Here is a 13093-nt window from a genome sequence, read left to right as displayed (position 1 = left end):
ACCCTGCTGCTCGACGGGTCGATGCCACCGCATGATGCACGAAAGCGCGCGAAACCGGCGTCTCGTGCCCGCCGCTCAGGTCGTGCGCACGTCCGCGCTGTCCCACCGATCGACGTCGTCGAGCGGATACACGGGTCGCGCGAGCCGCTCGTAGCGGAACAGCCCGTAGTCCGAACCGGTCACGCCGCGGCTGTCGCACTCGACGAGCGCGGCCGCGATCGGCACGAACACCGGCCGGCAGTACATCCGCGACTTCAGCAGCAGGAATCGCGCGCGGCGCGGATCGATGCCGACGCTCTCGAACACGCCGAGATCCCACGGCTCCTGCGTGCGCTCGGTGACGACCAGCGTCGCGTCGCCGATATCGAGCACCGCCGCGCGGCCCATGTATGCGCGCTGGCCCGTATACGTCGGCCCGGTAATCACGTATTCGCCGTCGGTGATCGCGCGCACGATGCCCGTCGCCCGAAACGGCGCGCGCCGCGCGCCGGCGTGCGACGGCATCCGGTTGCCGACCAGCACGGTCACGGTCGCGCCGACGCCCGCGCCGATCAGCGCCGCGACTGCATCCGGGTCGCACAGCGGCCCGCTGACGATCCCGTCGAGCCCCTGCGCGAGCGCCTCCTCCAGCAGGTCCATCGTGTCGCACGGGCCGCCCGACATGCAGTTGTCGCCGTGATCGAGCATCAGCACCGGACGGTCCGCACCGCGCGCCAGCGCCGCGGCCTGCGCGACCGATTCCGCGAGCGGCGCGCTGCGGTAGACGAACGCGTCGCGTGCGTCCCAGATCTGCCGGGCGATGCGCTCGGCCACCGCGTCGGCCGCTGCGCGGTCGCCGTCGGCGACCACGACGATGCTGATGCACGGCGCGGGAATGTCCGCGAGCGAGAAGCCGGGCAGCACCGATACCGCCAGCATCCCGTCGGCTTCGGCCGCGCGCGCGGCCTCCACTGCGCGCCGCATCGCGCCTTCGGCGCTCGCGCTGCGCAGCGTTGACGTCATCAGCGGCGGCTGCCGCCACGCGAGCACGGGCCGTGCGCGGCCGTGCAGCCGGTCGAGCAGCACACGCGCCGCGTGCTCGCCCGTCTCGTACATGTCGACGTGCGGATAGGTCTTGAAACTGACGATCACGTCCGCATGGTCGATCATCTTCTGCGTGACGTTCGCGTGCAGGTCGAGCGCGACCGCGATCGGCGCATCGGGCAGCGCGGCACGCACGCGTGCGAGCAGGTCGCCCTCGCCGTCCGCGCTCTGCTCGGCGACCATCGCGCCGTGCAGGTCGAGCATCACCGCGTCGCAGCCGGGCGCGGCCGCGACGATCGCGTCGCAGATCGCCGCATACGCGTCGGCGGCAACCGGCCCGCTCGGATTCGCAGCGGCCGACACCGGCGTGACGATCTCCGCGCCTGCGCGAGCCGCCGCATCGATGAACGCGGCCATCGCGGTGCGCATCCCGCGATTCGCGCGATACGCGTCGTCGCCCCAGTCGGGGCCGTTGCGGCCGAACGCGGCGAGCGGCGTCGGCACCGGCGAGAACGTATTGGTTTCGTGGTTCATCCGGGCGATCAGGATCTTCATCGCGTGGCGCCCTCCGCCACGCCCGCCGCGCCGAGCATTGCATGCAGCAGCACGTTGCAGCCCGCTTCGAGGTGGGCGGGATCGGCGTCCTCGATTTCGTTGTGGCTGATCCCGTCCTTGCACGGCACGAAGATCATCGCGGTGGGCGCGACGCGTGCGAGATACACCGCGTCGTGACCCGCGCCGCTGATCACGTTCATCGACGACAGCCCGAGCGCACTTGCGCCCGCGCGCACCCGCTCGACGAGTGCCGCGTCGAACGGCTGGGGAGCGAAATACACGACCTGCTCGACGTCGATCCGCATGTCGGCCACCGCCCCCAGATCGGCGCAGGCTGCGCGCAGTTCCGCATCCATCGCCGCCAGCGTCGCATCGTCGGCCGCGCGCAAGTCGACGGTCAGCGTCACGCGGCCCGGAATCACGTTGCGCGAATTCGGATGGACGTCGACCCAGCCGACCGTGCCGCGCCCGTGCGGCGGGTGCGCACGCGCGATGCCGTTCACCGTGCGCACGAGATCGGCCGCGACCAGCAGCGCGTCGCGCCGCAGTTCCATCGGCGTGGGTCCCGCATGCGCCTCCATCCCGTGTACGGTCACGTCGTACCAGCGCTGCCCGAGCGCGCCCTCGACCACGCCGATCGTCGTGTCGTGCGCCTCCAGCACCGGCCCCTGCTCGATATGCGCTTCGAAATACGCGCCGACCGGATGCACACCGTTCGCGTCGCCCGCATAGCCGATCGCGGCCAGCGCATCGCCCACCGATGTGCCGTCGCGATCGCGTTGCGCGAGCGCGTGGTCGAGCGTGAACGCACCCGCGAACACGCCGGAGCCCATCATCACGGGCACGAAGCGCGAGCCTTCCTCGTTGGTCCACACGGCGACCTCGAGCGGCGCACGCGTACGCACGCCCGCGTCGTCGAGCGTGCGCAGCACTTCGAGGCCGGCGAGCACGCCGTAGTTGCCGTCGAACTTGCCGCCGGTCGGCTGCGTGTCGATATGGCTGCCCGTCGTCACGGGCGGCAGGTCGTCGCGTTCGCCCGCACGTCGCGCGAAGATGTTGCCGATCGCATCGATGCGTACCGTGCAGCCGATTTCCTTCGCCCACGCGACGAACAGGTCGCGCGCCTCGCGATCGAGTTCGGTGAGCGCGAGGCGGCACACGCCTCCCTTGTCGGTCGCGCCGATTCGCGCGAGACGCATCAGGCTGTCCCACAGCCGCGCGCCGTCGACGCGCAGGCCGGACGCCGTGGCGCCCGGTGTCGAATCCAGAACTTGCATCGGTGGAATTCCTCGCAATGAACGGGCCCGGCGCTTACGCGACGCCGACACCCAGGTAACGGTCCTTCACCTCGTGATCGGCCGCGAACGCCGCGTTGCTGCCTTCGTAGACGATCACGCCCTGTTCGATCACGAAGTGGCGGTCCGCAAGCTGCGTGCACACTTCGAGGTTCTGTTCGACGAGCAGGATCGCGACGCCGGCCGCCTTGATCTGCTTCAGCTGCGCGACGATCTCCTCGACGATCACCGGTGCGAGCCCTTCGACCGGCTCGTCGAGCATCAAGAGCCGCGGGTGGTTCATCAGCGCGCGGCCGATCGCGAGCATCTGCTGCTCGCCGCCCGACAACTGCGCGCCGCCGTTGCGGCGGCGCTCCTTCAGGCGCGGGAAGATCCGGTAGATATCGTCGAGCTGCCACGGCGAATCGCGGCGTGCGCCGAGCCGCAGGTTTTCCTCGACCGACAGCAGCCGGAAGATGCCGCGATGCTCGGGCACGAAGCACAGACCGCACGCGGCAATCCGGTGCGCGGGCTGCCCGGACACCGGCCGGCCGGCGAACGTCACCGTCCCGCCGGTCGGCGCGACGACACCCGCGATCGCCTTGAGCGTGGTCGATTTTCCCGCGCCGTTGCGGCCGAGCAGCGTCACCGTCTCGCCTTCGTTCACGTTCAGCGAAATGCCCTGCAGCACGTGGCTCTTGCCGTAGCAGGCGTGAACCTCCTTCACGTCGAGCATCATGCGCGGCCTCCGGTGATCATGTTGCCGAGATACGCGCTGCGTACGCGCGCGTCGCCGCGAATCGCATCGGGCTTGCCTTCGACCAGCACGCGCCCCTGCTGCATCACCGTGATCGTGTCCGAGATGTCCATCACGATTCCCATGTTGTGTTCAATCAGCACGACCGTGTAGTCGTCGCGCAGGCCGCGGATCAGCGCCTTCATGTCGTCGAGGTCGTCGATGCCCATGCCCGACGTCGGCTCGTCGAGGAAGATCGCGCGCGGCCGCGCCGCAAGCGCCATCCCGACCTCGAGCCGGCGCTGCTGGCCGTGCGACAGCACGCCCGCCGCCGTGTCGGCGAAGCGCTGCAGGCCGAGCCGCTCGAGCACCTCGTCGACGACGCCGTCATGCGCGAGTGCGCCGCGCGGGGGCGTCCACGGATTCAGCGCGCGCCGCGATTCGACGCCCTGCGCGGCGACGCGCAGGTTCTCGCGCACGCTCAGGTTCGGAAACAGGCTCGTCACCTGGAACGAGCGTGCGATGCCGCGCCGCACGCGCTTGTGATCGGGTTCGCGCGACACGTCGTGACCATCGAACAGGATCGAGCCCGACGTGATCGGCAGTGTGCCGGTCAGCGTATGGAACAGCGTCGTCTTGCCGGCACCGTTCGGGCCGATCACCGAATGCACGGTGCGCGGCATGATCCGCAGATCGACGCCGCCCAGCGCCGTGAACTTGCCGTAGCGCTTGACGATGCCGCGCGCTTCGAGAATCGCTTCGCTCATTGCCGCTCCCTGGCCGTAGCCGCAGTGCGATCGGCGCGCCGCAGCGATGCCGCGACGCGTTCGCCGAGTCCCCACAACCCGCGCTGCATGAACAGGCTGACCGCGATCAGCACGAGGCCGAGCAACAGCAGCCAGCGCGGCCACAGCGTCGACAGCCAATCCGCGAACAGCACGTAGAATGCCGCGCCGAGCACCGACGCGAATAGGTTGCCCGTGCCGCCGATCACCGTCATCACGAGGATCATCTCGCTCGTGTGATAGTCGATGTTCGACAGCGGCGCGATGCCCGTCATCAGCGCGTGCAGCGCCCCCGCGAGGCCCGTGACCGCGCCCGAGATCACGAACGCCGCGAGCTTGAAGCGCTGCACGTCGTAGCCGGCCGCCGCCGCGCGTGCCTCGTTGTCGCGAATCGCGAGCAGCGTCCGGCCGAACACCGAGCGCGATACGCGCAACAGCAGCCAGAACACCGCGACGAACAGCACCGCGACGAAGCCGTAGTAGCGCCACGGCGAATCGAGCGAGACGAGCGGATGCCCGAATGCGGCGAGCGCGGGGCGCGGGATGTCGAGCAGCCCGTTGTCGCCACCCGTCACATCCGGCGTCGTATACGCGAGGAAGTAGAACAGCTGCCCGAACGCGAGCGTCAGCATCACGAAGTAAGTGCCGCGCTGCCGGATCGAGAACCAGCCGACGAGCGCGGCCGCGGCGGCACCGAGCACGGCGGCCGCGACGAGCGCAGCCGTTATCGACCGGATGCCGTGCGTCAGGACCAGCCCCGCCGCGTAACTGCCGAGCCCGAAGAAGATGCCCTGCCCGAACGACAGCAGCCCCGTATAGCCGAGCAGCAGATTGCAACCGAGCGCGGCGAGCGCGAACACCAGCACTTCGGTCGCGAGCGAGCCCGAGCTCAGCGCCAGCGGCAGCACGCACGCGACGGCCACCGCGAGCCAGCCCTCCGGCCGCCGCAGCGCGCCGTGCCACGGCCGCGCGCGCGGCGAGGCTGCCGCCGCGGGCGGCAGCGGTTTCGACGATTCGATCATGCGGCCCTCCCCAGCAATCCGTTCGGACGCAGCAGCAGCACGGCCGCCATCGCGACGTAGATCATCAAGCGCGCGCCTTCCGGCCACAGCGTGCTCATCAGGCTCTGCACGATGCCGACCAGCAGCCCGCCGACGAGCGCCCCGAGAAAATTCCCCATCCCGCCGACGACGACCACCACGAACGCGACGCCGAGCGCCTCGATGCCCATGAACGGATCGACGCCGCGGATCGGTGCCGCGAGCACGCCGGCGAGCGCGGCGGTGGCCGCGCCGAGTGCGAATACGAGGCTGAACACGCGCGTCACGTTGATACCGAGCAGCGACACCATCTCCGTCGATTCGCTGCCCGCGCGCACCGTACTACCGAGCCGCGTGCCTTCGAGCACCCACCACAGCAGTCCGGCAAGCAAGGCCGTGAACGCGATCACGAACAGCCGGTATTTCGGGTAGACGAAGCCGCCCCAGATCACGACGCCGTTCAGCGCGTCGGGCGGCGGCACGTTGTCGCCGAGCGGGCCCCACGCGAGGATCGCGCACTCCTGCAGCACGAGCGCGAGCCCGACGGTCGCGAGGATGTGGAATTCATGCTGTTGCGCATACACGTGACGCAGCACGAGCTTCTCGACGATCCACGCGAACGCGCCGACGACGAGCGGCACGACCGCGAGCGCAACCCAGAAGTTTGCGGACCATTGCAGCGCCTGGTAGCAAAGGTACGCACCGAGCAGATAGAACGCGCCGTGAGCGAAGTTCACGAAGCGCAGCAGGCCGAACACGATCGACAGGCCGACGGCGAGCAGGAAATACAGCATGCCCACGCCGATGCCGTTGACGATCTGCAGCAGATAGACGTTCATGGCTTCCGTACCGGAAAGGAGTGAAACGGACGTCCGCGGCGCGCGACGGCCGCGAACGCGCGCATCGCGTTACGCGAGCTTGCACCCCGTCTTGTCGACGGACAGGAACGATTGACCCGAGCTGACGATATCCGCGTAGTCGTCCGCGTTCTTCATCCGGCTCTTCGGCTTGCCCTTCAACAGGTAGTAGTTCTTCAGCACCTGGTGGTCGCCCTTGCGGATTTCCTCCGGGCCCGTGAGACCGTCGTACTTCATGCCTTCCATCGCCGCGACGACCTTCTTCGGATCGGCGCTGCCGGCCTTCACCATCGCATCGAGCAGGATCTTCGAGCAGATGTACGAACCCGCGAGGCTGTAGTTCGGGTTCGCCTTGAACGCGGCGTTCGCCCGCTTCACGAAGTCGCGATTCAGCGGCGAATCGATGCCGTGCCAGTACTGCGCGCCGAAATACACGCCGTCGCAGATGTCGGGGCCGAGCGCCTCGAACTGCTCGAGGCCCGATGCCCACGCAAGCAGGATCGTGCAGTTGCGCTTCATCCCGAAGCTGACGGCCTGGCGCAGCGTGTCCGATGATTGCGAGCCGAAGTTCAGGATCAGCAGCACGTCCGGTTGCGCGGCCGCCGCGTTCGTCAGGTAGCCGCTGAACTCCTTCTCGGCGAGCGAGTGGTAGCTGTTGCCGACATGCTCGATGCCTTTCTCCTTGAAGATCGCCTTCGCGGCGGACAGCAGGCCCTCGCCGAACACGTATTGCGGCGTGATCGTATACCAGCGCTTCGCTTTCGGCAGCATCTGGAGCAACGGCCGCACCGTCTGCTCGATCGCGCCGAAGGTCGGCACCGACCAGCGGAACGTCGCATCGTTGCAGTCCTTGCCGGTCAGTTCGTCCGCGCCCGCCGTCGTGATGAACACGCCGCCCGCCTTCTGGACTTCCTTGCCCATCGCCAGCGATTCGGACGACAGGATGCCGCCCGCGAAAAAGCGGGCCCCCTTCTGCTGCGCGATCTCCTGCACGCGCCGCACGGCGGTCGCGGGCTTGCCCTCGGTGTCGAGTGCCGTATACGCGAGCGGCGCACCGAGCACCTTGCCGTATTGCCTGACGGCGAGCTGCATGCCGAGATCGGCGTACTTGCCATTGGCGGCGAACGGCCCCGACATCGGCACCGGGCAGGCAAGCTGGATGGTCGAACCCTGCGCGAATGCGGCACGGGACGACATGCTGCCGAGCGCACCCGGCACGGCCGACAGCGCGGCCAGTTTCAACAGTTCTCGGCGATTCAAGTTGACGCTCCTGATAAAGGGGGACACACGATGCGACCGACTGCCAAACCCAAACCGTATCCACGCCCTGCAGGATGCGCGTTGCCGGTTGATCCTATTTATCATGATAAATAGAATGAACCTGATGCTAGAGTTGATCAAAATTGGTGTCAATCAGGCAAAATTCCGTACCCCGCGCCCGAACGGATCGTCGACGACGATGTGGCGCGCAGTCAGACAAAGGAGTCTTGAAGATGGTCATGGACCGAGCCAGGGCGGGCCTCGCGGTCGAAATCAAGCAGCCGAAGCGGGCGGATCTCGTCGCCGAGGAGATCAAGCGGCTGATCACCGAGAAGGATCTGAAACCGGGCGACCGCCTGCCGCGCGAGGCGGAACTGCAGCAGCTGTACGCGGTGAGCAAGAGCACGATCCGCGAGGCGCTGAAGTCGCTCGAGGTACAGGGGCTCATCAAGGTCACGACGGGGCCGTCGGGCGGCGGGATGGTCGTCGAGGTGCCGCTCGACCGCACGCTGCAACTTCTGCAGAACTACCTGTTCTTCAAGGACGTGACGATCGACGACATCTACACGGTGCGCAAGCTCCTCGAACCCGAGCTGGCGGCGGGCGCCGTGCCGCACCTGACCGAGCGCGACTTCGCAGCGCTGGAGGCGAACATCGCGTGCTGCGACGGCGCGTCGGGCGTGCACGACCGCGGCCACATGCTGCGCCAGCGGCAGGAGGACACGACGTTCCACGACATCCTCGCGGCCGCGAACCCGAACCCCTTCCTGCGCTTCAGCTGCGAGCTGATCAACGAGATGATCCGGCAGCTGATCGAGTTCAGGAACGATACGCCGCTCGCGGAGCACAAGCGCTTCGGCGAAGCGAACGTGTCGATCCACAAGGAGATCCTGCTGGCCGCGCGAGCGCGCGATGCCGAGCGCGTACGTGCGCTGATGGTCGAGCACATGACCGAGGCGCCCAAGCACGTGAAACGGATGAAAGGGAAGCTGCGCGGGCGCTTGATCCTCGACTCCGAAATCCGCAGGCGGGCCGCCGCGCCCGTTTCGGGCGCCGACGCGGCCGCGGCGGATGGCGAGGACAACTGACTGTCGGCACACGCGAAGCCGGCTCGCGGCAAAAGCCGACCGTCCGGCGACGGTCGGCCAGCGCCGCTCACGCGTACCCCGTCGTGCCCTTCGTCTCCAGATATTCGACGAGGCCGAACTCCGCATACTCGCGTCCGTTGCCCGAACGCTTGTAGCCGCCGAACGGCGCGGCCGGGTTCCACGCCGGATAGTTGATGTGCACGTTGCCCACGCGCAAGCGCGCCGCGATGCGGCGGGCGCGCTCGAGATCCTTCGTCTGCACGTAAGCCGCGAGCCCGTAGACCGAATCGTTCGCGAGCGCCACGGCTTCGTCCTCGGTCCGGTAGGTCAGGATCGACAGCACCGGCCCGAAGATCTCCTCGCGCGCGATCGTCATGTCCGGCGTGACGTTCGAAAACACCGTCGGCTTCACGTAGAAGCCGTCGCCGAGCCCGTCGGGCCGCCCGAGCCCGCCTGCGACAAGCGTCGCGCCTTCGTCGATGCCGCACTGAATCAGCTGCTGGATGCGGTCGAACTGCGTGCGGCTGACGACCGGCCCGATGCCCGTTTCCGGCGAACGCGGATCGCCGACGACGGTGCGCTCCGCCTCCTTGCGCGCCGCCGCCTCGGCCGCTGCCAGCTGATCGACGTGCACGAACATCCGCGTCGGCGCGTTGCACGACTGCCCGCTGTTGCTGAAGCAACTGCGCGCGCCGCGCGTGACGGCATCCTCGATGTCGGCATCGGGCAGGATCAGGTTCGGACTCTTGCTGCCGAGTTCCTGGTGGACGCGCTTCACGGTATCGGCCGCGGCCTTCGCGACTTCGACACCGGCACGCGTCGAGCCGGTAAACGACACCATGTCGACGTCCGGATGCCGCGACAGCGCATCGCCGACCTCATGCCCGTAGCCGTGCACGAGGTTGAACACGCCCGGCGGCACGCCGGCTTCGTGCAGGATCTCCGCGAACAGGATCGCGCTGAACGGCGCGATCTCGCTCGGCTTGAGCACCATCGTGCAGCCCGCCGCGAGCGCCGGCGCGACCTTGCAGACGATCTGGTTGATCGGCCAGTTCCACGGCGTGATCAGCGCGCACACACCGATCGGCTCGTGCGACACCAGCAGCGAATCGGTCTGCGTGCTGAACCGGAACGACTGCAGCGCGCGGATCGTCTGTTCGAGATGCGCGGTGCCGACCGCGGCCTGCATCGCGCGCGCGAACGCGATCGGCGCGCCCATCTCCTGGCTGATCGTGCGCGCGACTTCGTCGTAGCGGCGCCGGTAGATCTCGAGCACGCGCTGCAGCAGCGCGACGCGCGCGTCGACCGTCCAGCGCGAATACGCGTCGAATGCCCGCTTCGCCGCGCCGACCGCGCGCTCGACGTCGGCCGGCCCGCCGATCGCGAGTCGCGCATACGGCTTCGCGGTCGCCGGATCGATCACGTCGATCGCGCGCGCATCGGCCGGATCGCACCACTGTCCGGCGATATAGCTCTGTTGTGAGGTTCGCATCGAAGGCTCCTGGAATGACGAACGGTGCTGCCGCGCTCAGCGCGTCGCACGCGCATAAGTGTCGGCGAGAATGTCGCGGATCTTCGCGACGAACCACACGATCTCGTCGCGCGACATCACGAGCGGCGGCGAGAACTGCACGATCGGCGTGCCTTCGTGGTCGACGCCCGCGCGGCACAACAGCCCGGCTTCGAAGATCGCGGGCGCGAGCAGCGTCGACACGAACGTCTGCGCGCTGATGCCGGCCGCCCAGCGACGCGCGGCCTTGTCGGTCACGAGTTCGAGCGAGTAGTGGTAGCCGTCGCCGCGCACGTCGCCGACACACGGCAGCTCGAGCAGGCCGTCGAGCGTCTCGCGGAACACCGCTTCGTTGGCGCGGACGTTCGCGAGCACGCCTTCGCGCTCCATGATCGCGAGGTTCGCGAGCGCTGCCGTGCACGCGACCGGATGGCCGCCGTAGGTCGCGCCGTGCAGGAACATCTGCTGCGGGCCGGCGAGCACCGTGTCGACCACCGTGTCGCTCGCGATCACGCCGCCGAGCGGCACGTAGCCCGACGCGATCCCCTTCGCGAACGTGATGAGGTCCGGCTTCAGCCCGTAACGCGTCGACCCGAAATATTCGCCGAGCCGGCCGAACCCGCAGATCACTTCGTCCGCCACGAGCAGCACGCCGTGCCGGTCGCACAGCGCGCGCAGCCCCTGCGCATAACCGGCCGGCGGCGTCAGGCTGCCGCCCGCGTTCTGCAGCGGCTCGACGACGAGCGCGGCGACGGTGTCCGGCCCTTCCTGGACGATCAGCGCTTCGATCTCGTCGAGCAGATGGCGCGTGAACTGCGCCTCCGTCTCGCCTTCCGGCCTGCCGTAGCGCTTCGTATTGCTCACGTGTCGCACGCCCGCCATCAGCGGCTCGAAATGCTTGCGGAAGTTGGTCATCCCGTTCAGCGCGAGCGCGCCGAACGACGTGCCGTGATACGCGACGCGCCGCGCGATGAACTTGCGCCGCTGCGGCTCGCCGCGCGCCTGGTGATACTGGCGCACCAGCTTGATCGCCGATTCGTTCGACTCCGAGCCGCTCGACGTGAAGAACACGCGATTCAGGCCGTCCGGCGCGAGCGCCGCGAGCTTGTGCGCGAGGCGGATCGCCGGTTCGTGGCCGTAGCCCCAGTTGGTCGCGAACGGCAGCCGCACCATCTGCTCGCGGATCGCGTCGCCGATCTCCGCGCCGTGGCTGTAGCCGACCTGCACGCAGTACAGCCCGGCGAGCCCGTCGAAGTAGCGCTTGCCGTTGCGATCGACGAGCCAGCAGCCTTCGCCGCGGTCGAACACCGTCAGCGCGTGGTCGCGATACGCATCGGCATGCGTGAAGTGCATCAGCAGATGGCGCTTGCCGAGCGCCTGCAGGTCCGCATCGAGATTGACGTCAATACCGTTCATGGGTCATTCCTCCTTCAGGGATTCGAGACCGGCGGCCCGCAGCCGGAAGCCGCCGGCCGGTCATTCAGTTCATCGACAGCGTGGGCGCCGGGCGCGTGAAGCCGCGCGTGAGCCATAGCAGCTGGCACAGCCCGATCGCGAGCCAGCCGGTGCCGACGTAGAAGGTCTGGCGCGACAGGCCCGACCACAGCCAGACGTTCATCGCGAAGCCGAGCGCCGGCACCGCGCCGAACCTGACCCAGCCCGCGAAGCGGCGATGTTCCGGGCGGCCGAGATAGCTGCGCATCACGCACAGGTTCACGACCGCGAACGCGACGAGCGCGCCGAAGCTGATCATCGTCGACGCGAGATCGAGCGAGATGAACAGCGCGGACAGCGACACGACACCGACCGCGAGCGTCGCGCGCACCGGCGTGCGCAACCGTGCATGCAGGTGGCCGAACACGCGCTCGGGCAGCACCCGGTCGCGGCCCATCGCGAACAGCACGCGCGTGACGCTCGCCTGGCCGGCCATCGCGCTCGCGAAACAGCCGGCCACGTAGACCGCGACGAACAGCGCCGACAGCGTGCCGCCGCCGATGCGCCGCATCAGTTCGAGGCTGGCCGAATCGAGATCCTTGAACGCATGCCAGTCGGGGAACACCACCTGTCCCGCATACGCGATCAGCATGAACAGCAGGCCGCTCGCGAGCGTGCAGAGCAGGATCGCGCGCGGCACCGTGCGGCGCGGCTCGCGCGTTTCCTCCGACAGCGTCGACACCGCATCGAAACCGAGGAACGACAGGCACAGGATCGCGGACCCGGCGAAGATCGCCCGTGCGTCGTCCGACGACGGCAGCGCGAGCGTCGGCGCCAGCCCCTCGCCGCTCGCGACATGCGCGGCCGCCGCGACGAAGACAGCGATGAACACGAGCTGGCTCGCGATCAGGATCAGGTTCACGCGGTTGACGAGCCGGATGCCGACGATGTTCAGCCCGGTGACCAGCGCGATGCTCGCGACGATCCACACGCTGGCCGGCACGGCCGGGAACAGCTGTTTCATGTAGATGCCGATCGCGAGGTAGCTGATCATCGGGATGAACAGGTAGTCCATCAGCAGCGCCCAGCCGACCATGAAACCGGCCGAGGTGCCGAAGTTGCGGCTCGCGAACGTATAGGCGGAACCGGCGCTCGGCATCAGCCGCGCCATGTGGCCGTAGCTGCGCGCGGTCAGCAGCATCGCGACCAGCGTGACCGCATACGCGATCGTCAGGTGTCCGTTGGTTTCGCGCGTGACGATCCCGTAGGTCGTGAACACCGTCATCGGCAGCATGTATGCGAGGCCGAAGATCACCAGCGTGAACAACCCGAGCGAATGCGCGGCGCGCGGCCCTGCGTCGGCGTGCCCGTCCGCGCGTGCCCGCACGTCGTCTGTCGCGGCGCTGGGCGTGCGCTGCTCCGGCCTGGTGTCTTTCATGCTGTCCTCACGTGGCGTGGTCCATGACATCAACACTCGTCTCGTCGGCAATGCGGGCAGTGCAGGCACTGCAGGCATTGCGCGATCCGGAAA

General features: G+C 68.4%; 11 protein-coding genes. 1 reads left to right on the top strand and 10 read right to left on the bottom strand.

Annotated elements, in window-relative coordinates; genetic code table 11:
• Positions 1-75 precede the first annotated feature (75 nt).
• The 7 genes from U4Z64_RS19340 to U4Z64_RS19310 all read right to left on the bottom strand — a co-directional run bounded on the left by U4Z64_RS19340 (position 76) and on the right by U4Z64_RS19310 (position 7530).
• The gene (locus U4Z64_RS19340; protein ID WP_321820685.1) at positions 76-1578 is read right to left on the bottom strand and encodes a M81 family metallopeptidase; all 1503 of its coding nucleotides are present in this window, start codon (positions 1576-1578) and stop codon (positions 76-78) included.
• Complete coding sequence (locus U4Z64_RS19335) at positions 1575-2855, bottom strand: Zn-dependent hydrolase (RefSeq protein ID WP_321820684.1); 1281 nt, start codon at positions 2853-2855, stop codon at positions 1575-1577. Before U4Z64_RS19335 ends, U4Z64_RS19340 begins: the two co-directional genes overlap by 4 nt.
• A gap of 34 nt (positions 2856-2889) precedes the next feature.
• Complete coding sequence (locus U4Z64_RS19330) at positions 2890-3591, bottom strand: ABC transporter ATP-binding protein (RefSeq protein ID WP_044847066.1); 702 nt, start codon at positions 3589-3591, stop codon at positions 2890-2892.
• Complete coding sequence (locus U4Z64_RS19325; protein WP_124667137.1) at positions 3588-4355, bottom strand: ABC transporter ATP-binding protein; 768 nt, start codon at positions 4353-4355, stop codon at positions 3588-3590. Before U4Z64_RS19325 ends, U4Z64_RS19330 begins: the two co-directional genes overlap by 4 nt.
• Positions 4352-5395 carry a branched-chain amino acid ABC transporter permease gene (locus tag U4Z64_RS19320; RefSeq protein ID WP_321820683.1) on the bottom strand — a complete coding sequence of 348 codons (1044 nt, stop codon included), beginning with the start codon at positions 5393-5395 and terminating at the stop codon, positions 4352-4354. Before U4Z64_RS19320 ends, U4Z64_RS19325 begins: the two co-directional genes overlap by 4 nt.
• Positions 5392-6252: a branched-chain amino acid ABC transporter permease gene (locus U4Z64_RS19315; RefSeq protein WP_044847063.1), complete on the bottom strand. Its 861-nt coding sequence runs from the start codon at positions 6250-6252 to the stop codon at positions 5392-5394. Before U4Z64_RS19315 ends, U4Z64_RS19320 begins: the two co-directional genes overlap by 4 nt.
• Positions 6253-6321: 69 nt before the next feature.
• On the bottom strand, positions 6322-7530 hold the full coding sequence (locus U4Z64_RS19310) for an ABC transporter substrate-binding protein (RefSeq protein ID WP_124488055.1): 1209 nt from the start codon (positions 7528-7530) through the stop codon (positions 6322-6324).
• Between the two features lie 233 nt (positions 7531-7763).
• Between U4Z64_RS19310 and U4Z64_RS19305 the strand changes: the two genes are divergently transcribed.
• The gene (locus tag U4Z64_RS19305; RefSeq protein WP_124571231.1) at positions 7764-8618 is read left to right on the top strand and encodes a FadR/GntR family transcriptional regulator; all 855 of its coding nucleotides are present in this window, start codon (positions 7764-7766) and stop codon (positions 8616-8618) included.
• 67 nt (positions 8619-8685) lie between these two features.
• On the opposite strand, the gene U4Z64_RS19300 is transcribed toward U4Z64_RS19305, so the two are convergent.
• The 3 genes from U4Z64_RS19300 to U4Z64_RS19290 all read right to left on the bottom strand — a co-directional run bounded on the left by U4Z64_RS19300 (position 8686) and on the right by U4Z64_RS19290 (position 13000).
• The gene (locus tag U4Z64_RS19300) at positions 8686-10110 is read right to left on the bottom strand and encodes an aldehyde dehydrogenase family protein (RefSeq protein ID WP_321820682.1); all 1425 of its coding nucleotides are present in this window, start codon (positions 10108-10110) and stop codon (positions 8686-8688) included.
• Positions 10111-10146: 36 nt separating this feature from the next.
• On the bottom strand, positions 10147-11544 hold the full coding sequence (locus U4Z64_RS19295; protein ID WP_124488058.1) for an aspartate aminotransferase family protein: 1398 nt from the start codon (positions 11542-11544) through the stop codon (positions 10147-10149).
• Positions 11545-11608: 64 nt separating this feature from the next.
• Entirely contained in the window at positions 11609-13000 is a 1392-nt protein-coding gene (locus U4Z64_RS19290) for an APC family permease (RefSeq protein ID WP_321820681.1), read from the bottom strand.
• Positions 13001-13093 lie beyond the last annotated feature (93 nt).

It is taken from the genome of Burkholderia sp. BCC1996 (assembly GCF_905339955.1).
GTDB lineage: Bacteria > Pseudomonadota > Gammaproteobacteria > Burkholderiales > Burkholderiaceae > Burkholderia.
The sequence above is the reverse complement of the archived record's forward strand: the minus strand, read 5'-3'. Positions and strand labels throughout refer to the sequence as shown.

What these genes read in the sequence shown, in the direction of transcription:
- U4Z64_RS19340 (WP_321820685.1), bottom strand. Translation starts at nt 1,578, where the DNA reads ATGAAGATCCTGATCGCCCGGATGAACCACGAAACCAATACGTTCTCG.
- U4Z64_RS19335 (WP_321820684.1), bottom strand. Translation starts at nt 2,855, where the DNA reads ATGCAAGTTCTGGATTCGACACCGGGCGCCACGGCGTCCGGCCTGCGC.
- U4Z64_RS19330 (WP_044847066.1), bottom strand. Translation starts at nt 3,591, where the DNA reads ATGATGCTCGACGTGAAGGAGGTTCACGCCTGCTACGGCAAGAGCCAC.
- U4Z64_RS19325 (WP_124667137.1), bottom strand. Translation starts at nt 4,355, where the DNA reads ATGAGCGAAGCGATTCTCGAAGCGCGCGGCATCGTCAAGCGCTACGGC.
- U4Z64_RS19320 (WP_321820683.1), bottom strand. Translation starts at nt 5,395, where the DNA reads ATGATCGAATCGTCGAAACCGCTGCCGCCCGCGGCGGCAGCCTCGCCG.
- U4Z64_RS19315 (WP_044847063.1), bottom strand. Translation starts at nt 6,252, where the DNA reads ATGAACGTCTATCTGCTGCAGATCGTCAACGGCATCGGCGTGGGCATG.
- U4Z64_RS19305 (WP_124571231.1), top strand. Translation starts at nt 7,764, where the DNA reads ATGGTCATGGACCGAGCCAGGGCGGGCCTCGCGGTCGAAATCAAGCAG.
- U4Z64_RS19300 (WP_321820682.1), bottom strand. Translation starts at nt 10,110, where the DNA reads ATGCGAACCTCACAACAGAGCTATATCGCCGGACAGTGGTGCGATCCG.
- U4Z64_RS19295 (WP_124488058.1), bottom strand. Translation starts at nt 11,544, where the DNA reads ATGAACGGTATTGACGTCAATCTCGATGCGGACCTGCAGGCGCTCGGC.
- U4Z64_RS19290 (WP_321820681.1), bottom strand. Translation starts at nt 13,000, where the DNA reads ATGAAAGACACCAGGCCGGAGCAGCGCACGCCCAGCGCCGCGACAGAC.